Annotated in this window: 21 protein-coding genes, 1 tRNA gene and 1 other RNA gene; 1 reads left to right on the top strand and 22 read right to left on the bottom strand. The window is 44.2% G+C overall.

Annotated features, from left to right (window positions below; all coding sequences use genetic code 11):
• Position 1: 1 nt before the first annotated feature.
• The 9 genes from EUAN_RS10160 to EUAN_RS10200 all read right to left on the bottom strand — a co-directional run bounded on the left by EUAN_RS10160 (position 2) and on the right by EUAN_RS10200 (position 6,838).
• On the bottom strand, positions 2 to 313 hold the full coding sequence (locus EUAN_RS10160; protein WP_071064274.1) for a 4Fe-4S dicluster domain-containing protein: 312 nt from the start codon (positions 311 to 313) through the stop codon (positions 2 to 4).
• Positions 294 to 1,979 carry an adenylyl-sulfate reductase subunit alpha gene (locus tag EUAN_RS10165; RefSeq protein WP_071064276.1) on the bottom strand — a complete coding sequence of 562 codons (1,686 nt, stop codon included), beginning with the start codon at positions 1,977 to 1,979 and terminating at the stop codon, positions 294 to 296. The genes EUAN_RS10160 and EUAN_RS10165 overlap by 20 nt, the downstream gene beginning before the upstream one ends.
• Positions 1,966 to 2,565 carry an adenylyl-sulfate kinase gene (cysC, locus tag EUAN_RS10170; protein ID WP_071064278.1) on the bottom strand — a complete coding sequence of 200 codons (600 nt, stop codon included), beginning with the start codon at positions 2,563 to 2,565 and terminating at the stop codon, positions 1,966 to 1,968. Before cysC ends, EUAN_RS10165 begins: the two co-directional genes overlap by 14 nt.
• Before the next feature lie 12 nt (positions 2,566 to 2,577).
• Positions 2,578 to 4,128: a nitrite/sulfite reductase gene (locus EUAN_RS10175; RefSeq protein ID WP_071064280.1), complete on the bottom strand. Its 1,551-nt coding sequence runs from the start codon at positions 4,126 to 4,128 to the stop codon at positions 2,578 to 2,580.
• A gap of 169 nt (positions 4,129 to 4,297) precedes the next feature.
• Positions 4,298 to 4,563: signal recognition particle sRNA large type (gene ffs, locus EUAN_RS10180), an RNA gene on the bottom strand.
• 18 nt (positions 4,564 to 4,581) lie between these two features.
• Positions 4,582 to 4,672, bottom strand: a tRNA-Ser gene (locus tag EUAN_RS10185).
• Positions 4,673 to 4,721: 49 nt separating this feature from the next.
• Positions 4,722 to 5,192 carry an HAD family hydrolase gene (locus tag EUAN_RS10190; RefSeq protein ID WP_071064282.1) on the bottom strand — a complete coding sequence of 157 codons (471 nt, stop codon included), beginning with the start codon at positions 5,190 to 5,192 and terminating at the stop codon, positions 4,722 to 4,724.
• A gap of 98 nt (positions 5,193 to 5,290) precedes the next feature.
• Positions 5,291 to 6,274 (bottom strand): biotin synthase BioB, encoded by a 984-nt coding sequence (bioB, locus tag EUAN_RS10195; RefSeq protein WP_071064284.1) that lies wholly within the window; start codon positions 6,272 to 6,274, stop codon positions 5,291 to 5,293.
• Positions 6,275 to 6,838 (bottom strand): biotin transporter BioY, encoded by a 564-nt coding sequence (locus EUAN_RS10200; protein ID WP_211266352.1) that lies wholly within the window; start codon positions 6,836 to 6,838, stop codon positions 6,275 to 6,277.
• Positions 6,839 to 7,008: 170 nt separating this feature from the next.
• Between EUAN_RS10200 and EUAN_RS10205 the strand changes: the two genes are divergently transcribed.
• Entirely contained in the window at positions 7,009 to 7,188 is a 180-nt protein-coding gene (locus EUAN_RS10205; protein WP_071064286.1) for a hypothetical protein, read from the top strand.
• Between the two features lie 84 nt (positions 7,189 to 7,272).
• Here EUAN_RS10205 and EUAN_RS10210 read toward each other — a convergent pair whose 3' ends face one another.
• The 13 genes from EUAN_RS10210 to thrC form a co-directional block, all read right to left on the bottom strand.
• On the bottom strand, positions 7,273 to 8,682 hold the full coding sequence (locus tag EUAN_RS10210) for a HAMP domain-containing sensor histidine kinase (RefSeq protein WP_071064338.1): 1,410 nt from the start codon (positions 8,680 to 8,682) through the stop codon (positions 7,273 to 7,275).
• Between the two features lies 1 nt (position 8,683).
• Positions 8,684 to 9,376, bottom strand: coding sequence for a response regulator transcription factor (locus EUAN_RS10215; protein WP_071064288.1), 693 nt, complete (start codon positions 9,374 to 9,376; stop codon positions 8,684 to 8,686).
• A gap of 2 nt (positions 9,377 to 9,378) precedes the next feature.
• Positions 9,379 to 10,185, bottom strand: coding sequence for a hypothetical protein (locus EUAN_RS10220; protein ID WP_071064290.1), 807 nt, complete (start codon positions 10,183 to 10,185; stop codon positions 9,379 to 9,381).
• Positions 10,186 to 10,303: 118 nt separating this feature from the next.
• A complete protein-coding gene (gene lipA, locus EUAN_RS10225; protein ID WP_211266353.1) occupies positions 10,304 to 11,173 on the bottom strand; it encodes a lipoyl synthase in 870 nt (289 codons plus the stop codon).
• A gap of 2 nt (positions 11,174 to 11,175) precedes the next feature.
• Positions 11,176 to 11,898, bottom strand: a complete 723-nt coding sequence (gene lipB, locus EUAN_RS10230; protein ID WP_281182097.1) for a lipoyl(octanoyl) transferase LipB — start codon at positions 11,896 to 11,898, stop codon at positions 11,176 to 11,178.
• Positions 11,898 to 12,077, bottom strand: a complete 180-nt coding sequence (locus EUAN_RS12495; RefSeq protein WP_143000721.1) for a hypothetical protein — start codon at positions 12,075 to 12,077, stop codon at positions 11,898 to 11,900. The genes lipB and EUAN_RS12495 overlap by 1 nt, the downstream gene beginning before the upstream one ends.
• 233 nt (positions 12,078 to 12,310) lie before the next feature.
• The gene (gene gcvPB, locus EUAN_RS10235; RefSeq protein WP_071064300.1) at positions 12,311 to 13,780 is read right to left on the bottom strand and encodes an aminomethyl-transferring glycine dehydrogenase subunit GcvPB; all 1,470 of its coding nucleotides are present in this window, start codon (positions 13,778 to 13,780) and stop codon (positions 12,311 to 12,313) included.
• A gap of 1 nt (position 13,781) precedes the next feature.
• Positions 13,782 to 15,122 (bottom strand): aminomethyl-transferring glycine dehydrogenase subunit GcvPA, encoded by a 1,341-nt coding sequence (gene gcvPA / locus EUAN_RS10240; RefSeq protein WP_071064302.1) that lies wholly within the window; start codon positions 15,120 to 15,122, stop codon positions 13,782 to 13,784.
• 119 nt (positions 15,123 to 15,241) lie between these two features.
• The gene (gene gcvH, locus EUAN_RS10245) at positions 15,242 to 15,622 is read right to left on the bottom strand and encodes a glycine cleavage system protein GcvH (protein ID WP_071064304.1); all 381 of its coding nucleotides are present in this window, start codon (positions 15,620 to 15,622) and stop codon (positions 15,242 to 15,244) included.
• A gap of 138 nt (positions 15,623 to 15,760) precedes the next feature.
• A complete protein-coding gene (gene gcvT, locus EUAN_RS10250) occupies positions 15,761 to 16,885 on the bottom strand; it encodes a glycine cleavage system aminomethyltransferase GcvT (RefSeq protein WP_071064307.1) in 1,125 nt (374 codons plus the stop codon).
• Positions 16,886 to 17,073: 188 nt separating this feature from the next.
• Positions 17,074 to 17,556: an ACT domain-containing protein gene (locus tag EUAN_RS10255; protein ID WP_245674489.1), complete on the bottom strand. Its 483-nt coding sequence runs from the start codon at positions 17,554 to 17,556 to the stop codon at positions 17,074 to 17,076.
• A gap of 1 nt (position 17,557) precedes the next feature.
• Positions 17,558 to 18,445: a homoserine kinase gene (gene thrB / locus EUAN_RS10260; RefSeq protein WP_071064309.1), complete on the bottom strand. Its 888-nt coding sequence runs from the start codon at positions 18,443 to 18,445 to the stop codon at positions 17,558 to 17,560.
• 1 nt (position 18,446) lies between these two features.
• Entirely contained in the window at positions 18,447 to 19,937 is a 1,491-nt protein-coding gene (gene thrC / locus EUAN_RS10265; protein WP_211266354.1) for a threonine synthase, read from the bottom strand.
• Between the last annotated feature and the right edge of the window lie 213 nt (positions 19,938 to 20,150).

The raw sequence follows: 20,150 nt of genomic DNA on the forward strand, positions 1-20,150 counted from the left end.
TTTAGTATTTGTTGGACTCTCTTCTGTCCACTACTATCTCTGTCTCTGCTCCCCCTGCTTCTATCTTCCACTCCAGCTTGTCCACAGAATCTCTGGCTGTCATCTTTCCGCCTCTTCCGCCAAGCTCAGCTCCTAGATAGCAGCTTATGGCTCCAGTTGGGCATGATTTCACACACGCCATGCAAGCCCAGCAGTCTTTTGGATATTTTATATAGGATTTGTCTTCCCCATCCTGATATATAAGCCCCCCTGGGCAGGACTTGACGCATCTAGAGCAGCCTATGCACTTCTGCCTATCTATCGCTATGCTCATATCTCTCGTCCTTTCCAACTATACGTCTGTACTTTATTCTAAATATCTTATCTGAATACTCGGAATTCACGTAATGTTTCCCGTAGTATTCGCTCTCGCCCCTGTAGTCCAGATGCTCCTGGTAAGGCACCCATCTGCTCTCTTTTCTTGCCATCATATGGTGTATAAGGGCCTCTGCCACTATATGCCTATCCTTCAGCTCTTGAATGAACATCAACTCATGGTTGTCTTTCGCTTTCAGTCCATGTATAAGGCTCTCCATCCGCTCCAGCTTCTCAAGCGCTATCTTAAGCCTCGATTCGCTGTAGCTGTAGTTTTTTGAAATCCCGCCTGCGTATTCGTCCATAACCTTCTGAAGGCTCTCTTCCACTTCCTCTATGCTGTAAGGGCAGTCCTCATGTACTAGATGCTTTTCCAAAGAGCTCTTAACTCTTTCAGCTTCCTCGATGTCGACTGAGTCCCTCTGGCCTTCTTTTGAATCAAGATACTCTGTTGCGGCTCTTGAAGCCAGCTCTCCTTCTACAAAGCACCCTGTCACGTACTTCTTGGGGCTGCCTCCCGCCACATCTCCTGCGGCATATAGACCTTCCAGTGTCGTCCTTCTGTTTCCGTCTACCCAGTAGCCAGCTCCCGAATGTCCTCCAGTTATATAGGGCTCTGTCCCCTCTATCTCTACGTTGGCCTCTGAGGGCCCTCTGCCGTCTTCGAACCATTTAAGCGTCTGGGAAGGTGCCATGTTGAGGTATGCCCTGTAGAGCTGGTTTTCAGTCTCTGAATCCATACCCTCCGTCTTGAGGTAGCATGGCCCTCTGCCCTCTTTGTTCTCCTCTATAGTCAGCTTAAGCCTATCTGCCGTAGAGCATCTGCCCTTGACATAGACTTCCCCTCTCGAGTTTATATGCTCCACCTCTACTCCCTGAGCTATAGTCCCCGTGGGAGCTATTGTGTCTTTGCACCTTAATGCCATAAACCTCATCTCGAGCGAAGTCATCTCGGCGCCTGCTCTAAGTCCCATGGCATATCCTGCTCCTGTGTTGAATGGAGAGTACCACATCTTATGCCTTGAGTGCCCTGGGTTGTTGGCCCTGTATATTCCGGAAGCCCCTCCTGTTGCGCATATGGTCGCTCCGGCCTCTATTACGTAGAATATGTCGTCTTTCACAGAAAACGCATATGCTCCTATCGTTTTACCCTGTTTTAGGATATAGTCAAACACATTCGTGTTTTCCAGTAGCCTCACATTCTGCTTGGCCCTGAGTGCATTGTAGAGTATCGGCTTTATGTACTCGCCGTTTATCTTGATGCTTCTCTTGCCTCTTGGAATGTAGTTTCCGCTTTCATCTTTCAGTATCGGCAGCCCAAGCGACTCTATTTTCTCTGTCACCTTGTTGAGCCCTTTCGCCATGGAGTACACTAGGTCTTCTCTGACCACGTCTTTAAACTCTCTCTTCACGTAGTTCAAATAGTCTTCGGCTGTCTGCCCTTCGTTTATATAGGCGTTCAGCGCGTTTACCCCAGCCGCCATGCATCCGCTTCTGACTATGTTCCCCTTGTCCACCACGAGTACACTTCTGCCACTCTCTTCGCCCAGCCTTATGCCTGCGTAGGCTCCAGCAGCTCCGCCGCCTATTATCAGCACATCTGTCTCTAGCTTAACTGTCTTCATTTTCACCCTCCTTGTATCCAAGGTATGAGATAACTTTCTCGGCGAGTTCTTCTGCGCTGAATCTGTCTGTCTCCAGTACCAGCTCCGGATTTTCCGGCTCTTCGTAGGGCGAATTAAGCCCTGTGAAGTCCTCTATCTCCCCGCTCATGGCTTTCTTGTAAAGCCCCTTAGGATCTCTCTCTGCACATATCTCTAGATCGCATTTGATGTAGATTTCTACGAAGTCCTCACCGACCATGTCTCTAGCCATATCCCTTATCTCTCTAGTTGGAGATACAAAGGTGCAGAGCGTTATAGCTCCGCTGTCTAAAAAGAGCTTGCCGACTTCAGCTATACGTCTTATGTTCTCTCTCCTGTCCTCTAGTGAGAATCCAAGGTCTCCGTTCAGCCCAAACCTCAGATTGTCTCCGTCCAGCAGGTAAGTGTGCTTTCCCATCATGTGAAGCCTCTCCTCCACCTGATTCGCCACAGTGGACTTCCCAGAGCCCGAAAGCCCTGTAAACCAAAGCAGTTTTGACTTCTGGTTCAAGAGCTCTTCTCGCCTTTGCCTGTCTACCTTGCCGCTATGCCAAACTATATTCTTCAACTATATCACCACCTAAACTCCGTACTTTTCTATCAGCGCTCTTATCTCGCTGTCTTTCTCTTCTAAAAACTCATATATATCGGATATTCCCGAGCTGTACTTAAGCTTTGCCAAGCTCTTCAAGAAGAGAGGTATGTCTTCCCTAAGTATGTCGCCGTATCGCTCGGCGAACTTCGGCTCTACTTCGTATCCCAGATGTCCTCCGAAGTAAACTGCGTAAGACTCTCTCGACTCCCCATCTATGTTCTTCCTCTTCCCAGAGAACGAAAGCACTCCTATCTGATGCTGCCCGCAAGAGCTTGGACATCCCGAGATATGAAGCTTTGGAAGCTCTCTCCTTATCTTGTGGTCCAGCTTTCTAAGCTCTCTGTATATATCATCTAGGAGCCCTTGTGAAGAGTTTATTCCAACTCTGCATGTATCTGCGCCTACGCAGCATACCGACTTCATTATCTCAGCGTCGGAGATCTCTTTTCTGATCAGCGTTATTATATCCTTGGCCTCTCTGCCACCTAAGTCCCTGAGCAGAAGCGACTGGGTATTGGTGATTCTAAGCTCCACACCATGGTCCAAGCTCTCTAGGAACTCCACCACCGTGTTTAGAGTTTCTTTGGTAAGCCTTCCGCCCTGAGGATGGATATATACTCCGTATATGCCCTCCTGCTTTGTCTCTTCCAGAAATACGCTTTTGACTCTCGTCTTGCTGGCCCAAGGCCTCTCTTTTTCCGGCATTTCCTCTACTTTAAATGCGAGGTCTTTTTGCCTGGAAGCTTCAAGGTATGAAGCATATCTTGACTTGAACTCATCTTCTCCGTATTTTTTCACAAGATGCCTTAGCCTCGCCTTTGCCCTGTTCTCTCTGTCTCCCTCTGCCCTGAAGAACTCAACCATTGCGTCTAGGTAGTAGAGCATATCGGATGCATATATCGACTCTGCTATAACCATCGAAATCCTTGCCGCAGGTCCAAGACCTCCGCCTCCGTAGACTTTGAACAGCTTCTTCCCGTTCTCGACTTTCGCCAAGAATCCTATATCTGCAAAAGTCACGCTTCCGCTGTCTCGCTCTCCCGAGGAAAATGAAACCTTGAACTTTCTAGGAAGTGCCAGGTTGTTCTCGTCCTGCGAAAGGTATTCTCCAGCTATCTTGGTGTATTCCGTTATGTCGAAAGCTTCGTCTTTTTGAAGCCCGGACATAGGTGATGCTGCCACGTTTCTAGTGGTGTTTCCGCCTGACCCTATGGAGTAAAGCCCTACACGTTCAAGTTCTTTCATCACACTCACTGTGTCGAAAAGCTCGACCTTGTGAAACTGGAAGTCCTGTCTTGTGGAAAGCCTTATGCTGCCGTCTGAATACCTAGAGGATATATCCCTCACAGCTTTTAGTATGTCGATGTCTATAACTCCGCCTGTAGTTCTCGGCCTTACCATATAGCTAGTCCCACACCTTTCCTGGTACACACCGGACTTTGCTCCGAAGCTCTTGAAGGGAAGTATGCTCTCTCCTAGTTCGCTGTACTCTTCAACTTTATCGCTGTATATATCTATGTATTTGCTGTAGTCCATTTTTTTCCCTCCTGTCCGCATATCAATTCCCTGAATTTCTTACCGAATTACTTGGTTTAATTCTAGCAGCCAGCTTTGTCTTTGTCAACTAAAATATTTCGACTTTTTAATATGTTTTTATGCACAAAAAAAGAGACCCTTATAGAGTCTCTATTTAGCTATTTAAGAGCCATGCACCCAAATTCGACTTGAGATCCCAAACGTTACCCAAGCAGTTAGCTCCATTCAGGCGACCCCACGGCACATAAAAGTGACCACTTACCGCTGCTTCCTTCCGGATCTGACGGGGTTCATGAGCTTCTATTGCGTAGGACCCAAACTTCAACACCACTTACTTGGGGCAGACCCCAAAATACTCAAGCCTCCAATAGGAGTTCAATCCTGCTATAGCGGATTGCAGGTTACAGGGCACCGCTACCTCCCCATCTAGCATGGCAAAAATATTTTCTTTTTTGGCGGAAAGAGTGGGATTCGAACCCACGAGACAGTTACCTGCCTACCCGCGTTCCAGGCGAGCGCCTTCGACCAACTCAGCCATCTTTCCTTTTACAATGGCAATTATACACTATTCTAGAGAATAAGTCAATCCAGACCTATCCTCTAAGTGTAGCCTTTATCTTGCTCGGAGACATTATTATATCTATGGCATCTGAAATAGACTTGGTGACTATGTCAGAGTACATAAAAAGCTTGCCGCTAGTGCCTTCGCTCTGCATAGTGCATATCGAAAGCCCTGCCACTTTGAACATCTCTATGTCGTTGTATCCATTCCCCACACATATGGAGTTTTTATCTCCTAGCGACTCCACCACTTTCCTCTTGTAGGTAGACACATCCTCTGAGTTTATGGTCTTTATAGTCACATCTAGGTCTTCGCACTCGACTTCGGCCGTTCCAAAAGTGTCCGCTGTAAGCACGTATACTTCGTAGTCCCTAGCCAGCATCTGGATCTTTTTCGCAACTCCGTCTATCAGCTTTCCGTCTATCGCTATAGTTCCATTGTAGTCAAAGACTATGTAGTCTATGTTGAGCTCCCCAAGCCCAGGTATATAAAAACTCTTCATATCCATTTCCCCTCTCAAGCTTGCTATCAGTCATATGCTAATTATAATCCCGTTAATATTCTAGCACATTCTCAAGAGATAGTATAGATATGCCTGCTCTAAAAAAGTTTCAATTTTTCAGATTCCAAGAGCTCTTTGTCCCTCTGCATGTCGCTTCCCGTGGTTGTGAGGTAGTCACCTGTTATCATGCCGTTGACTCCTATTTTCATCCCTAGCTTCTGATAGTCTCCTAGACTGCTCCTGCCTCCGCCGTACCTTATCTCTACACTTGGAAGCACCAGCCTGTAGACAGCTATGGTCTTCAGCACTTCCATGGGGCTTATGGTCTCCATATTCTCAAGTGGAGTTCCTGGAATAGGGCAGAGTATATTTATTGGAATTGAATCCACGTCTAGCGCCTTGAGTTGGTACAGCATATCTATCCTGTCTTCTCTGGACTCTCCCATACCAAATATCCCGCCTGAGCAGACTTTAAGCCCCGCTCTCTTGGCTGACTTTATGGTCTCTAACCTCTCGTCGTAGGAGTGCGTAGTGCATATTTTTTCATAGTAGCTTCTGCTTGTCTCTAGATTGTGATGGTACATCTGAACTCCAGACTCCCTAAGCTCTACCATGTCCCCGTATCCAAGTGTTCCATGAGACGCGCAGAGATGGAGCTCTGTGTCCTTCGAAAGCTTCCTGTACTGATCCACGACCTTTAGAAATTCCCCACTTCCGAGTTTCTTGCCGCTTGTGACTATGGAAAACCTGCGCACGCCCTCTCTTTCAACTTCTCCTGCGCTTCCCAGTATCTCAGTGTATTCCTTTAAACCGTAAGTCTCTATACCGGTGTTGTAGTGCGCAGACTGCGCACAGAACTTGCAGTCTTCAGAGCAGCTCCCATGCTTACCGCTCACTATGCTGCAGAGATTGAACATGTTTTGGTTGAAATAGCTGTGTACCTCTCCGGACGCTTCGAACAGCTTTTCTAGCACTTCCTCGCTGTCGCACATCTCTAGGAGTTCTATGGCCTCTTGCCTGTCTACGTCAATCCCCTCTAGAGCTTTTTTCTTTACAGAATCAATCAGATTGTACTCGTTCATCTACAATTTCTCCCCTATCAATCCGTTTTCTTTAAGCCTTGGTATCAGCACACCGGCCACTACCGAACCTATTCCGGCTATTATGGCGTCTTTAAGCGCAAACGGTAGCACTCCTACTTTCACAGCTCCCATTATATCTATAGGGCTCTCTAAGACGTAGTTGAGTATCGCGTATAGATATGATGCTCCTATTACGTAAGTAAGCGCAAGCCCTATCAGCGCTCCGCCAAAAGCCCTCGCTATGCTGAATGACTTTGAGCTTTCAACAGCTTTTCCCACTATAAATGCGCAGACTACAAACCCTATAAGGTATCCGAAAGTCGGGCTCATAACATGCCCTATTCCCCCTTTTCCCCCTGCGAATATCGGCAGTCCTACAAGCCCCATAAATACGTAGAGTATCTGGGACATAGCGCCTTTTTTGGCTCCCAGTACTGCACCTGAAAGTATGCACATCAGAAACTGAAGTGTCACAGGCACCGGTGGAATAGGTATTGAGATAAATGCTCCAACTGCTGTCAGTACTGCGAACATCGCCACAAGTATCATGTCTTTTGTCTTCAAAAAAATCACCTCTTCAAATTTTATGATCAGCTAAGCTATACTATATTCTAATCTCTCGCCTAACCATTGTCAACCCGTTATTTATTCTTAGTTGACAATAGCTCGTGAAGTTGACAATATCCGCCTGCAGTAGTAACCTCTTTTTATACAATTCGAAATGGGGGATCAGATTGAAATTAAGTAAGAAATCTAAAAGCGTGCTTGTAAGCGCGGCTTTTTCAGCTTTATTCGGACTCTTGATGACATTTTGGGGAATGGGAAGGTATAGCGAGGACAAGCTTATATCTTTTCTTCTCTACACTGCCATGTTCTTTATACTTCATAGGGCAATGTCAAGCAAGTGGAAGTGATATCTTGTTTTCTAACAACAGCAAAATTTTGGAGATCAAAAAACTTGAAGCCTTATAACTAAACTTAAAGTAAAAAAGAGGAGGCTAGGCCTCCTCTTTCAGGGGTATTACAAGTGTAACAGTAGTTCCTTCGTCAACTTCGCTGTCAACTCTAAGCTCTCCCTTGTGCAGATTCATTATCTCTTTGCTTATGGCAAGACCTATGCCGCTTCCCGACTTCTTGCTCTTTCCCTTGAAGAACTTCTCATATATATGGTCCAAATCTTCTTTCGGAATCCCTATGCCCTCGTCTCTTATCTTCACGTAGACATATTCCTCGTCGCTGTCGGCTTCTACGTATACGTCTTTGCCCTCTGGAGTGAACTTTATGGCGTTATCTATTATATTTATAAAAACTTGTTTCAGCCTGTTCTTGTCTCCCACGACTAGCGGAAGTTCCTCTGTCCGATGATATAGCAAGTCTATACCGTCTTTTTTAGCCCTCAGCCTGGCTATGCTGACTATGTCCTCTAGCTCCGACCTTATGTCCACATCCTCTAGGTGGAGCACTATCCTTCCGCTCTCCATCTTTGAAAAGTCCAGCAGCTCCTCGACCATCTGTGAAAGTCTTGTAGTCTCTTTTATTATTATGTTGAGTCCAAGCCTCGCCTCTTCCTTGTCCTCGAAGTCCCCAGTGACTATTGTCTCGCTCCAGCCCTTTATGGAAGTGAGTGGAGTCCTGAGCTCATGCGAAATAGAGGATATGAACTCGTTTTTCAGATTGGCGCTGTTTACTATCTCCCCCGCCATGTAGTTTATGGTGTCTGCGAGTTCACCTATTTCGTCGTTGTAGTGCTTCTCTATACGTTCGGAAAACTGTCCTTCAGCCATCTTCTTGGCCACTTCGTTTATCTCGTTAAGCGGGTTTATGATGGACTTGCTGAAGAGCACGCTCATCATCATCATCATAGCCACCGTCAGCAGCACGAAGAGCATAGACACCATAAATATCTTTATTATAGTCTTGTTCGCCTCTTCAAGCGATGTGATATACCTTATGGCGCCTATCACTTCTCCAGAAGCTCTCTCTATCGGGCTAGACGCAGCCATTATCCTCTCCTCTGTCTCGGGGTCCCTGCCCTGCCAGGTCCCGAGATTTCCCTTCAGTGCCTCTGTATAGTCGCTTGTGTCTATTGTTCTATCCACGTAGAACCCGCTCGAGCTCACTATCACATCCCCCGAAGTATCGACTATCTGAAATTCAAGGCTTTCGTCATCTCTTCTCGGAAAATCTCTGACCATCCTGTCGGCTATCTCCTCTAGAGTGTAGTCGCTGCTGTCTAGGTATATATGGTAGAATTGAGTTGTATCGACAGCCCTGTCTGAAACTCTTCTGGATATATCGCCGTAGTAGTAGTTTTTTATGAAAATCATAAAGCCTATCTCCAGCACCATCAGCACTGCCAGTATTATTATCACATAGTTATAGACCCATCTCTTTTTTATTCCTTGCACTCTAGTCTTCCTTTCTCCATCTATAACCATACCCCCATACGGTCTTTATGTGTTTAGGGTTCGAAGGGTCGTCTTCCACCTTTCTTCTGAGCCTTCTTATATTCACGTCGACTATCTTAGGGTCTCCGAAGTAGTTCTCTCCCCATACGTTGTTCAGTATGTCCTCCCTCGTAAGCGACTGTTCTTCGTTCTCTATGAAAAGCTTTATTATAGAGTACTCTATCTGTGTAAGGTCGACTTCCTTCCCGTTCTTGTAGACTACCCTAGCAGACGGATCTATTTTGAAAGGTCCTGACTCCAGCTTCCCGCTGCCATCTCCCTTCAAGAGCTCTACCCTTCTGACCACCGCATCTATCCGCGCCACAAGCTCTGCTGGGCTGAAAGGCTTTGCCATGTAGTCGTCCGCCCCCATAGTAAGCCCTGATATCTTGTCGAGCTCTTGGGATTTAGCTGTGAGCATTATTATTCCCATGGTCCTGTCTTTTTCCCTTATCTTCTTGCATACCTCTAGCCCATCTATGCCTGGAAGCATGACATCAAGCACTGCCATGTCTATATCGTCATTTTGCTCCACTATTTCAAGCGCCTCTTCTCCTGTCCCTGCTTGAAGCACCTCATAGCCTGCGCGCTTAAGGTTTATAACTATAAACGCCCTTATATCATCCTCATCTTCTAGAACTAAAACCTTGGCCATTTCTAATCCTCCTCCTCACTTTTTAGCTTACCCTCTGCATCTAATTCCAGAAACACTCTTTCCATTTCCTCTGTTTGGCTGTAAAACTCAAGCGCCACCCTTGCATTTCCACCTTCTCGCTCAACTGCCGACATGTCCACGACTTCTCTTTTGTCTAAAAGATCTTCGCTTATAAACTCCATCTGACTGCTTCCTCGATTAAAGCTGTAGTAGTCAACCGATATAGCCCTCTCCTCTTGGTTGAGTATTATAATGTCGGAGCTTCCATTCTTGTCTAGGTCGTATATGACGTACTTGCTGTAGTCTATCTCGAAAAGCTTGTTGGGGTCCTTTCTGTAGGAGTATATGCTCATCTTGTATCTCCCAGTCTGGGACCTCTTGTCCGATGTGTTTATCACTAGCTCTTTCAGGCCGTCGCCCGTCACATCGGCCAACATCATTTCTTCAAACAATCTTCCCGGAACTTCCTCTTCCAACACGACTTCATAGCTTCCTCCGCTTTCTTCAAATACGCTCATGTGAAGAGAGCCTTCCTGTTCTTTTGAGTAAAAAACAAGTACTTCGTTTTTCCCGTCTCCATCTATATCCGACTTCTTCACAGCCGAAAGCCCTTGGTCTGAACTTATATTTTCAAGCTTAGCATCCTCGGACAAGCTCTCTTCCAGCATGCTGCTTATTCTCTCGTCTTCTTCGAACAATTTTGGAGGCTCAAGCAGCTCTTCAGGCGATACCCTCCAGTTGCACCCAGTGAGTCCTATTGCAAGAGCAATTAGAACGAGTATACACTTAGTTTTTTTTATAACAATCATCCTCTCTGCTCTAAGGCCTTGCGGCCTAATAACCTGATTATACATCATTATACCCACAGTTAGAAGATTACAAATGTTTTAAAATACTTTTCTAAGAAAAAAAGAGCCCTAGGCTCTTTTATTCTGCTGATTCCGAAGCAGCAAACATGTCCGCTGCCTTGTATGAACTTCTAACTAGAGGGCTTGATGCCACAAACTTAAATCCAAGCGCCAATGCCTCCTCTTTGTACTTCTCAAACTGGTCAGGATGAACGTACTCCACAAGCTCAACATGCTCATCTGAAGGTGGCAGATACTGTCCTACCGTCAGGAAGTCGCACCCTTTTTCCCTCAAGTCCTTGAAAACCTGTATTACTTCCTCTTCTTTCTCGCCAAGACCTAGCATTATACCTGTCTTTGTGAGCATGTTAGGATCAATTTTCTTGCTGTTCTCAAGCACTTCAAGTGACCTTTCGTATATCGCCATCGGCCTTACATCAGGGTATAGCCTTGGAACTGTCTCTATATTGTGGTTCAGTATATCCGGCTTTGCATCTACAACTACTTTAAGGGCGTCTACATCTCCCTGCAGGTCTGGTATAAGCACTTCCACTATTATCTTTGGATCCTTCTCTTTTATGGCTCTTATAGTCTTGGCGAAATGCTCAGCTCCACCGTCCTTTAGGTCGTCCCTTGTAACCGAAGTTATAACCACGTGCTGAAGTCCCAGCTTTACAGTTGCCTCTGCTACATTCTCAGGCTCTTCTGGATTTACAGCCTCTACAGGATTGCTGCTCACGTTGCAGAATCTACAGTTTCTAGTGCACTCTCTTCCAAGTATCATAAAAGTGGCCGTTCTCTTGCTGAAACACTCTGCCCTGTTCGGACAGTTTGCAGCTTCACATACGGTGTTAAGAGACAGGTCCTCCAGTATATGCTTTACATATCCCAGATTTTCTCCTTCTCTTTTCTTTATTCTAAGCCATTCAGGTTTTCTCTTTATAATCATCTCTACGCCTCCGTTACGAATTCAACTTCGTCATAATTAAATACTTCACAGAAATACTTTAAAACCTTCTCGTTTACATCTTTGAAGTCCTGCTTAGCTCCAAGCTCGAACTCTAGCGAAGTTGCCTCTCTTCCTGTTATTCCACAAGGCACTATATATTTAAAATGGTCCAGATTTGTGTTCACATTAAACGCAAACCCATGCATGGTAACCCATCTCTTTACAGAAAATCCAACCGCCGTTATCTTCTTGTTGTTCACCCATACTCCATTGTTTATCTCGTCTCTGTAGGACTCCAACCCATACTCCTTATGAGTTAGCCTTATTATCATTTCCTCTATATTGTACACATAGTCTTTAACTCCAAGTCTATGTCCCTTTAAATTTATTATGGGGTATCCCACTATCTGCCCCGGTCCATGGTAGGTTACGTCCCCACCTCTTCCTATATTTACGACTTCGATTCCTTCACTTTTAAGCGCTTCATCTGAAGCTATTATATTTTCCCTTTTGCCAGATCTTCCAAGTGTCAGCACTGGATTGTGCTCCACTAAGATAAGCGTATCCTCTATTTCATCTTTCTGCCTTTTATCTAAATACTCTTCCTGCAATTTAAGTGTTTCGTTGTAGTCACGCTTTCCGAGAGATAATACTTGTAATTTCAATTTCGAACATCTCCTATTTTTAATTAAAAATACCCTCTTGTTACAAGAGGGTATCTTCATTAAACTAACTGATATCTGTAGATAAGTGTTGCTTCACCGTTTCTCTCTTTTACACCAGCTTTTAGTATCTTAGCTTTTTGTCCTTCAACTTCTACTTCGTCAACTGACTCCATATATTTTGATACAGCTTCTGAGTACTCTATAGCCACAGGTTCTTTCACTCCCCACGGAAGTGCCATTACAGTTACGGCGTCTCAAGTATCACATATATTAGCTTTTCTATCAGCTATAGACGCTGTTAAGCTGTCTATTAGAGCTTTTTCTACATTACCATCTTGTGCGAACATTTAAAATTACCTCCTAGAAATGTATTTGTTTTTTCTATACATTTCTATTATAGTATAGATTCGCTTTATTCTCCATACCTTTTGTGTGAAATTTATAGCGAAATTTGTATGAAATTTGTATAAATTTATCCTTGGTAAGTTAATACGAGGTCTTTAGCTGCTTTACCTTCGTCTATTCTTCCAACTGGAGTGTTTTGAGGTGCAGACTTTAGTATCTCTGGATTAGATATAGCCTCGTCAGCTATCTTGTTCAGTATAGCTATGAACTCGTCCATAGTCTCTTTAGACTCTGTCTCTGTAGGCTCTATCATCATCGCCTCGTTTACTATAAGTGGGAAGTAAACTGTTGGTGGATGGTATCCGAAATCTAGAAGTCTCTTAGCTACGTCTAGAGTAGTGATTCCTGTTGAAGTGTCCTTTATTCCTCCAAGTACAAACTCATGCTTGCAAACTTGGTCTATTGGAAGCTTGTACTTCTCTTTAAGCTGCTTCATCATGTAGTTGGCGTTTAGAACAGCCATCTCGCTTACTTGCTTAAGTCCATCTGATCCATTCGCAAGTACGTAAGCGTAAGCTCTAACTAGAACTCCGAAGTGTCCGTGGAATCCTTTAAGTCTTCCTATTGAGTTAGGTCTGTCGTAGTCTAGTATAAACTCGTCGCCCTTCTTCTCTACTACAGGAGTAGGTAGGAACTCAACTAGGTCTTCTCTAACTCCAACTGGACCTGATCCTGGTCCTCCACCACCGTGTGGTGTAGACATAGTCTTGTGTAGGTTGTAGTGCATAACGTCAAATCCCATGTCTCCAGGTCTTACTTTACCCATTATTGCGTTCATGTTAGCTCCGTCATAGTAGCAAAGTCCACCTGCATTGTGCACTAGATTAGTTATCTCACATATGCTCTTCTCGAATAGTCCAAGTGTACTTGGGTTTGTAAGCATAAGTCCAGCTATAGCTCCTGGGTTCTCAGCTATTACTTCTTTAAGAGAATCTACGTTTACAGATCCGTCGTCATTTGACTTAACTTCTGCTATCTCAAATCCTGCAACGTATGCAGTAGATGGGTTAGTTCCGTGTGCCGAGTCTGGAACTATTATCTTAGTTCTCTGCTCTGCTTCTCCGTTTTTCTTGTGGTAAGCTTTTATAACCATAAGTCCAGTGAACTCTCCGTGAGCTCCTGCAGCTGGCTGTAGAGTAGTTCTAGCGAATCCAGCTATCTCTGAAAGCTTCATATCTAGGTCGTACATAAGCTCTAGAGCTCCCTGTACTGTAGACTCAGGCTGAAGTGGGTGAAGTGTAGTGAAACCTTCTAGTCTGCACATGTCTTCATTTACCTTAGGGTTGTACTTCATTGTACAAGATCCTAGTGGGTAGAACCCTTCGTCAACTCCGTAGTTCAGCTTAGAAAGATTAGTGTAGTGTCTAACTACGTCAAACTCGCTTACCTCTGGAAGTCCTACATTACCTTCTCTTAAAAGGTCTGAAGGCATTAGCTCACTTAAGCTCTTCTCTTCTACATCTAGCTTAGGAAGGCTATATCCCTTACGACCTTCTGATGACACTTCAAATATAACTTTGTTGTATCTTTTATTCATATTAGATCGCCTCCATTATACGAACTAGCTCGTCTATTTCTTCTTTAGTTCTCTTCTCTGTAACAGCTATAAGAACTCCGTTTCCATACTCTGCATAGTCTTTTCCTAGCTCATATCCTCCAAGTATGCCGCTCTTAAGTAGCTCTTCGTTGATCTTCTTAACGTCTGCGTCAGCAACTAGTGCAAACTCCTTGAAGAATGGCTTTCCTGGGAACATTGGCTTGAACTTTCCAGTAGCGACAAGCTTCTCGTAAGCATAGTGGGCTTTCTGCATGCTCTGAGTAGCAACTTCCTTAAGTCCTTGCTCTCCCATAAGGCTCATGTAGATTGTAGCCATAAGCATTATAAGTCCTTGGTTTGAACAGATGTTTGAAGTAGCCTTGTATCTTCTTATATGCTGCTCTCTAGCTTGAAGTGTAAGCACGAACGCTCTGTTTCCTTCAGCGTCTGTAGACTGTCCAACTACTCTTCCTGGTATCTTTCTAACTAGTTTCTTGTTTACAGAAAGGAATCCTAGGTATGGTCCACCGAATGACATTGGTATTCCAAGTGTCTGAGCCTCTCCAACTACTACGTCAGCTCCGAACTCTCCTGGAGCCTTTAGTATTCCAAGTGAAGATGGGTCAGTGTTCACTATGAACATAGACTTCTTGTCTGAATGTGCTACAGCCTCTAGTGCTCCTAGATCCTCAACTATTCCGAAGAAGTTAGGGCTCTTTACAACTAGTCCTGCAACGTCATCTCCCATAAGTGCTTTTGTAGCTTCTATATCTGTAGCTCCGTCTTTAAGTGGAGCAACTATTATCTCTATTCCCTTAGTCTCGTCAGCAGTCTTTATAACTTCTATAGTGTCTTTTCCAAGTCCAGCTGAAACAACTATCTTGCTTCTCTTAGTGTTTTCGCAAGCAAGTGCAACAGCCTCTGCAGTAGCAGTCTGTCCGTCGTACATAGATGCATTTGTAACTTCCATTCCAGTAAGTCTTGACATCATTGTCTGGAACTCGAATATAGCTGTAACAGTTCCCTGGCTGATCTCTGGCTGATAAGGAGTGTATGCTGTAAAGAACTCCTGTCTTAGGGCTATGTGGTTTATAACAGAAGGGCTGAAGTGGTCATATGCCCCTGCTCCCATAAAGCAAGTCAGTCCTGATTCGTTTTTATTAGCCAGCTCCTGTATGTGCTTTGTAAGCTCTAGCTCTGAAAGACCTTCGCCTATGTTAAGGTCGCCTTTAAATCTTAGATTTGATGGTATATCCACAAAAAGATCTTCTATAGAGTTAGCGCCTATGCTCTTAAGCAGTTCTTGCTGCTCAGCACTAGTGCTAGGTATATATCTATGCATGCATATTCCTCCTCGGTATTATAAGTATATTTATTTATAGCGACCTCTTTCTAATATTTATTTCTTAATCGAAACTTAGAAAAAGGTCGCTATACTTAGAAAGTTAAATCATTTTTAAATTATTCTGCACAGAATCCTTCGTACTGCTTTGAGTCCATTAGGTTGTCTAGCTCAGCCTTGTCGCTTAGCTCTACTTTTATTACCCAGTTAGCGTATGGATCTTCGTTTATTGCTCCAGGGTTGTCTTCTAGCTCTTCGTTTATAGCTACAACTTTTCCTGAAACTGGTGAGTGTGAGTCTGAAGCTGCTTTAACTGACTCTATAACTCCGTAAGTGTCTCCTGCTGATAGTTCGTCGTCTACCTCTGGTAGCTCTACGTAAACTATTTCTCCTAGTTGATGCTGAGCGTGATCTGATATACCTACTATAGCTACATCTCCCTCAACTTTTACCCAATCGTGGTCCTCTGAATAGAATAGTCCTTCTACTATTTTGCTCATTGCAATTCCTCCTCATTTTTTGTTTTAATTTTTTATTTTCACCTTTATAGGTTCGTCTCAAACCCAAATACATTATATATCGTTTCTGCTACAGTTTCAAACATTTTAGATTGCAGACGGATGCCTATTTAGGTTAAATTACTTAGACTTGTTGTGTCTTTCTAGGAACTTTCTGTCTCTTACAACTGCCTTAGCTTTTTTCTTTCTTATAACTATCTCTATCTCTGTTCCAATTGCAGTGTAGTCCTTGTCTAGCATAGCTAGTCCTATAGTCTTTCCTACAGATGGAGCAGCGTATCCTGTAGTTACATATCCTATGTCTTTTCCATCTACTTCTACTCTGTACTCGTGTCTTGGGATTCCCTTGTCTATCATCTCGAATCCAACTACTTTTCTAGCTAAAGTCTTGTTCTTGTTCTCTTCTTTTTGCTTAGCAAGCACGTCTTTACCTATGAAGTCAGCTTCTATAGCTGTGTTACAGAAGAATCCAAATCCTGCTTCTATAGGAGTGTTGTCTGCTGTAAGCTCGTTTCCGTAAAGTGGAAGGTTAGCCTCGAATCTAAGAGTGTCTCTACATCCTAGTCCAACTGGCTGGATTCCAAACTCTTCTCCAGCTTCGAATACAGCTTCCCAAACTTTTATAGCGTCGTCGTGTCCGAAGTAAACCTCGAATCCGTCTTCACCTGTGTATCCAGTTCTAGATATAAGCACGTTAGCTCCTGCAAGCTTCACGTTCTCTTTGAAGTGGAAGAATTTTATTTCGTCTAGATCAAAGTCAACTAGCTTCTGAAGAGTCTCTTGAGCCTTTGGCCCTTGAACAGCTATCTCTGAAACGTTTGGAGAGTTGTCTGTAACTGTTACATCGAACTTTGAAGCGTGTGAGTTTATCCACTCAACGTCTTTGTCTATGTTAGCAGCGTTTACAACTAGAAGAAGATCTTCCTCGCTACGCTTGTAAACTAGAAGGTCGTCAACCACTCCACCGTTTTCATAACAGAAGTAAGTGTATATAACTTGTCCTGCTCCTATAGAGTCTAGGTCGTTTGTCATAAGGTACTGAATGAATTTAGCAGCCTCTGGCCCTTGGATCTCTATTTCTCCCATGTGAGAAACGTCGAATACTCCAACTGCATTTCTAACTGCTTCGTGCTCTGCTACAAGTCCTAGTCCTGCGAAGTCGCTTGATAGTTCCCATCCTGCGTACTCTACTATTTTTCCGCCATGCTTAACATGCATGTCATATAGTGCCGTTTTTTTACCCATTCAAAATTCCTCCTTTTTTATATGAAAAACCTTCGTCTTGATTTTAAATCAGGGGAGTTGCAAACCCTGTATACAGTTGATATAGAGGTCTTATGTATATCCTAGGACTCCCTGTCATCATAGTATAATATATGGTTTTCATTTTCAAGAATTGATATTTTATTAACAGTTTTATTGCATTTTATTAACTACTCCATGGCTAGAACCGAGACAGACTGGACTCCCAGTATGCTGTCTAGCTCGCCTATAAGCTCATCTAGGGACTTTGTAAGTCCGTTTGATTCTATCGTGATATTGACGCTGGCGATATGGTTTATCGGTATTTCCTGGTTGATAGTAAGGATATTCCCTCCATTTGCCGATATCACCTGAAGCACATTTGAAAGCACTCCCTGCATATGGTTCAGCATAAAGGAGATTATGACCTTTTTTCCAGCTTCATTTTCAGAGTAGGAAAACACCTTGTCCTTGTACTTGTAGAAGGTGCTTCTGCTAACTCCAACAGTTCTAGTGGCCTCCGTAACTTCTCTGACCTTTCCAGATCTCAGAAGCTCTTTGGCCATCATGACCTTTTCAAATACGTCTGGAAGTATTTCTTTATCTATAACTAGATATCTATCAGACATCTCTATAACTCCCCCCAAGGCATCACCGTCTAAAAGAGAATCCACCCTAGTAAGTCTTTACTATAGCTCCTCTTTTGTCCAGGTGTAGCTCTTTTATGTCCCAGTAGTATTTTAGATTGTTTACATGGGATCTCAGCTTGGTGTAGACGCTTCTGTCGTTTACATCTACAGCTATTAGTATAGTGGGTCCTGCCCCGCTTAGAAAAGCTCCGTAGGCCCCTGCATTCTCGCTCTCCTCTATTATGGAGTCGTATCCATCTATAAGTCCGCCTCTGTACTGCTGGTGGAGCCTGTCTTTTCCGGCGACTCTCAGCATCTCAAACTCTCCGTTTGCAAGCGCCGAGGTCATAAGCGCAACCCTGCCTACGTTGTATACTGCATCTTCAAAGCTCACCACTTTTGGAAGTATACCTCTGGCCTTCTGGGTGGACAGCTTGAAATTAGGTATGAGAGCATAGAACTTGAGTCCGTGCTTTACCCTCACCTTGCTTGAATAAACCTTGCCGTCTTCGTATACAGACGTCACGCACCCACCTAGCAGTGCAGGCGCTATATTGTCTGGATGCCCCTCTAACTCTGTGGCAAGCTCGAGTATCTCCTGTCGGCTTAGCTTTCTTCCAGTCATCTCGTTTGCGCCTATTATTCCGGCCACTATGCAAGTTGCGCTGCTTCCAAGCCCTCTTGAAACTGGAACATCTGTTTCCGAAGTTATCTTTATTCCGCTCGGCTCGTACCCAATTTTTTCAAAACATTTCTTCATGGCTATATATATAAGGTTGTCTTCGTCTTCGAAGCTCTTCTCAGTACCCTCGACTATTATCCCCGATTCCAGCTCTTGGAACGTAAACTTGTTATAAAGGTTTAGGGCTAGCCCCATACAGTCGAATCCGGGCCCTAGGTTTGCGCTTGTAGCTGGCACTATCACTTCTATCATCTTATTCACCTACATTCAAAAGTTTCTTTATCTTTTCCTTCATTTCAGCCTTCTTGCAGAGCTCCTTGTGAAGTATTTCACGCTCCTCTATCTTGTATATGCTCTTAGGTATCTCGAGTCCTGTCTTCTCTGAAAGCTCATATACGAGCTCAAAGTCAGACTTGTCCTCTGTATCTAGTCCAAGCGCTCCAGCCACAGACCTTGTGAACTTGAACGGGCTTGCCGTCGACGCTATAAGCATCTCTTTGTCGTCCCCTGTCTCTTTTAGGTACTTCTCATAGGCAGCGTAGGCTACGGCAGTGTGAGTGTCCATCACATATCCGTGCTTTTCGTAGACCTGCTTTATAGTCTCTAGAGTCTCAGCTTCGTCAGTGTAGCTTCCGTAGAAGTCCTCTAGCTTCGACTTTATATCTTCATCTAATGTGTACTTGCCTGTTTTCGTTAGGCTTTCCATCATCTCAGAAACTTTTGCGCTGTCTTTTCCGCTTATCTCATATAGCAGCCTCTCTAGGTTGCTCGATATCAGTATGTCCATAGAAGGAGATATAGTAAGCTTAAGCTCTCTGTTCTTGTCGTACTCTCCAGTCTGGAAGAAGTCGAACAGCACGTTGTTCTCGTTAGAAGCACATACAAGCTTGTCTATAGGAAGCCCCATTGACTTTGCGTAGTACGCCGCCAGTATGTTTCCAAAGTTTCCGGTAGGCACTGTTACGTTTATAGACTCTCCTTCCGATACCTTGCCTGCTCTTAGAAGCTCCATGTATCCGTAGAAGTAGTATACAACCTGTGGTACAAGCCTTCCTATGTTTATGGAGTTCGCAGAAGATAACTCATATCCGCTTGCCTTCAATGCGCTTCTAAAGCTTTCGTTGTTGAATGCCTCTTTTACCCCGTTTTGGGCGTCGTCGAAGTTTCCGTCTATTCCGACTACGAAGGTGTTGTCCCCTTCTTGGGTTATCATCTGTCTCTCCTGTACCTCGCTCACTCCCGACTTAGGGTAGAAGACTATTATCTTGGTTCCGTTCACGTCCTTGAACCCCTCTAGCGCAGCCTTGCCTGTGTCTCCTGAAGTCGCTGTGAGTATCACCACTTCGTCGCTATAGCTTAGCTTTTTCATAGCTGTGCTTATGAAGTACGGCAGTATTGAAAGCGCCATGTCCTTGAAGGCGAGCGTAGGTCCGTGGTATAGCTCTAGGAAATTGGCTTTTTCTATAGACTCCACTGGAACTATCTCTTCTCTGCTGAACTTCTCGTCATACGCCCCTTCTACACAGGCCGAAAGCTCCTCTGGTGTAAAATCAGGAAAGAACTTGCCTATTACGTATTTTGCAAGCGACCTGTAGTCCATCGTCTTCAAATCTGAAAGGCTTCTGTCTAGCTTCGGTATTTCAGACGGTATGTAAAGTCCTCCATCATCTGCTATTCCCTTTATTATGGCTTCCACGCAGTTCACAGCTGCGCCGCCTCTAGTGCTTTTGTATTCCATGCTCATATGCTCACCCCTCGTTGTATTTAAACCCTTATTCGAATCTATCTATTTATTATACTATAATATGCTCGCCCAAATAGTTTAAAAAAGTTGTTTTAATAATATATGATATATGATATAATGTTTTTCAGTAAAAGACAAGTGTTTTTTATCGGTTGACACGAGAGCTCAAGCTGTTTATTTTAGAACGCTTCCGAGCTTAACGATATAACAGAT

Source organism: Andreesenia angusta (assembly GCF_001855385.1).
Classification (GTDB): domain Bacteria; phylum Bacillota; class Clostridia; order Tissierellales; family Gottschalkiaceae; genus Andreesenia; species Andreesenia angusta.

What these genes read in the sequence shown, in the direction of transcription:
- EUAN_RS10160 (WP_071064274.1), bottom strand. Translation starts at nt 313, where the DNA reads ATGAGCATAGCGATAGATAGGCAGAAGTGCATAGGCTGCTCTAGATGC.
- EUAN_RS10165 (WP_071064276.1), bottom strand. Translation starts at nt 1,979, where the DNA reads ATGAAGACAGTTAAGCTAGAGACAGATGTGCTGATAATAGGCGGCGGA.
- EUAN_RS10175 (WP_071064280.1), bottom strand. Translation starts at nt 4,128, where the DNA reads ATGGACTACAGCAAATACATAGATATATACAGCGATAAAGTTGAAGAG.
- EUAN_RS10190 (WP_071064282.1), bottom strand. Translation starts at nt 5,192, where the DNA reads ATGAAGAGTTTTTATATACCTGGGCTTGGGGAGCTCAACATAGACTAC.
- bioB (WP_071064284.1), bottom strand. Translation starts at nt 6,274, where the DNA reads ATGAACGAGTACAATCTGATTGATTCTGTAAAGAAAAAAGCTCTAGAG.
- EUAN_RS10215 (WP_071064288.1), bottom strand. Translation starts at nt 9,376, where the DNA reads ATGGCCAAGGTTTTAGTTCTAGAAGATGAGGATGATATAAGGGCGTTT.
- EUAN_RS10220 (WP_071064290.1), bottom strand. Translation starts at nt 10,185, where the DNA reads ATGATTGTTATAAAAAAAACTAAGTGTATACTCGTTCTAATTGCTCTT.
- lipA (WP_211266353.1), bottom strand. Translation starts at nt 11,173, where the DNA reads ATGATTATAAAGAGAAAACCTGAATGGCTTAGAATAAAGAAAAGAGAA.
- lipB (WP_281182097.1), bottom strand. Translation starts at nt 11,898, where the DNA reads ATGAAGATACCCTCTTGTAACAAGAGGGTATTTTTAATTAAAAATAGG.
- EUAN_RS12495 (WP_143000721.1), bottom strand. Translation starts at nt 12,077, where the DNA reads ATGGCACTTCCGTGGGGAGTGAAAGAACCTGTGGCTATAGAGTACTCA.
- gcvPB (WP_071064300.1), bottom strand. Translation starts at nt 13,780, where the DNA reads ATGAATAAAAGATACAACAAAGTTATATTTGAAGTGTCATCAGAAGGT.
- gcvPA (WP_071064302.1), bottom strand. Translation starts at nt 15,122, where the DNA reads ATGCATAGATATATACCTAGCACTAGTGCTGAGCAGCAAGAACTGCTT.
- gcvH (WP_071064304.1), bottom strand. Translation starts at nt 15,622, where the DNA reads ATGAGCAAAATAGTAGAAGGACTATTCTATTCAGAGGACCACGATTGG.
- gcvT (WP_071064307.1), bottom strand. Translation starts at nt 16,885, where the DNA reads ATGGGTAAAAAAACGGCACTATATGACATGCATGTTAAGCATGGCGGA.
- thrB (WP_071064309.1), bottom strand. Translation starts at nt 18,445, where the DNA reads ATGATAGAAGTGATAGTGCCAGCTACAAGCGCAAACCTAGGGCCCGGA.
- thrC (WP_211266354.1), bottom strand. Translation starts at nt 19,937, where the DNA reads ATGAGCATGGAATACAAAAGCACTAGAGGCGGCGCAGCTGTGAACTGC.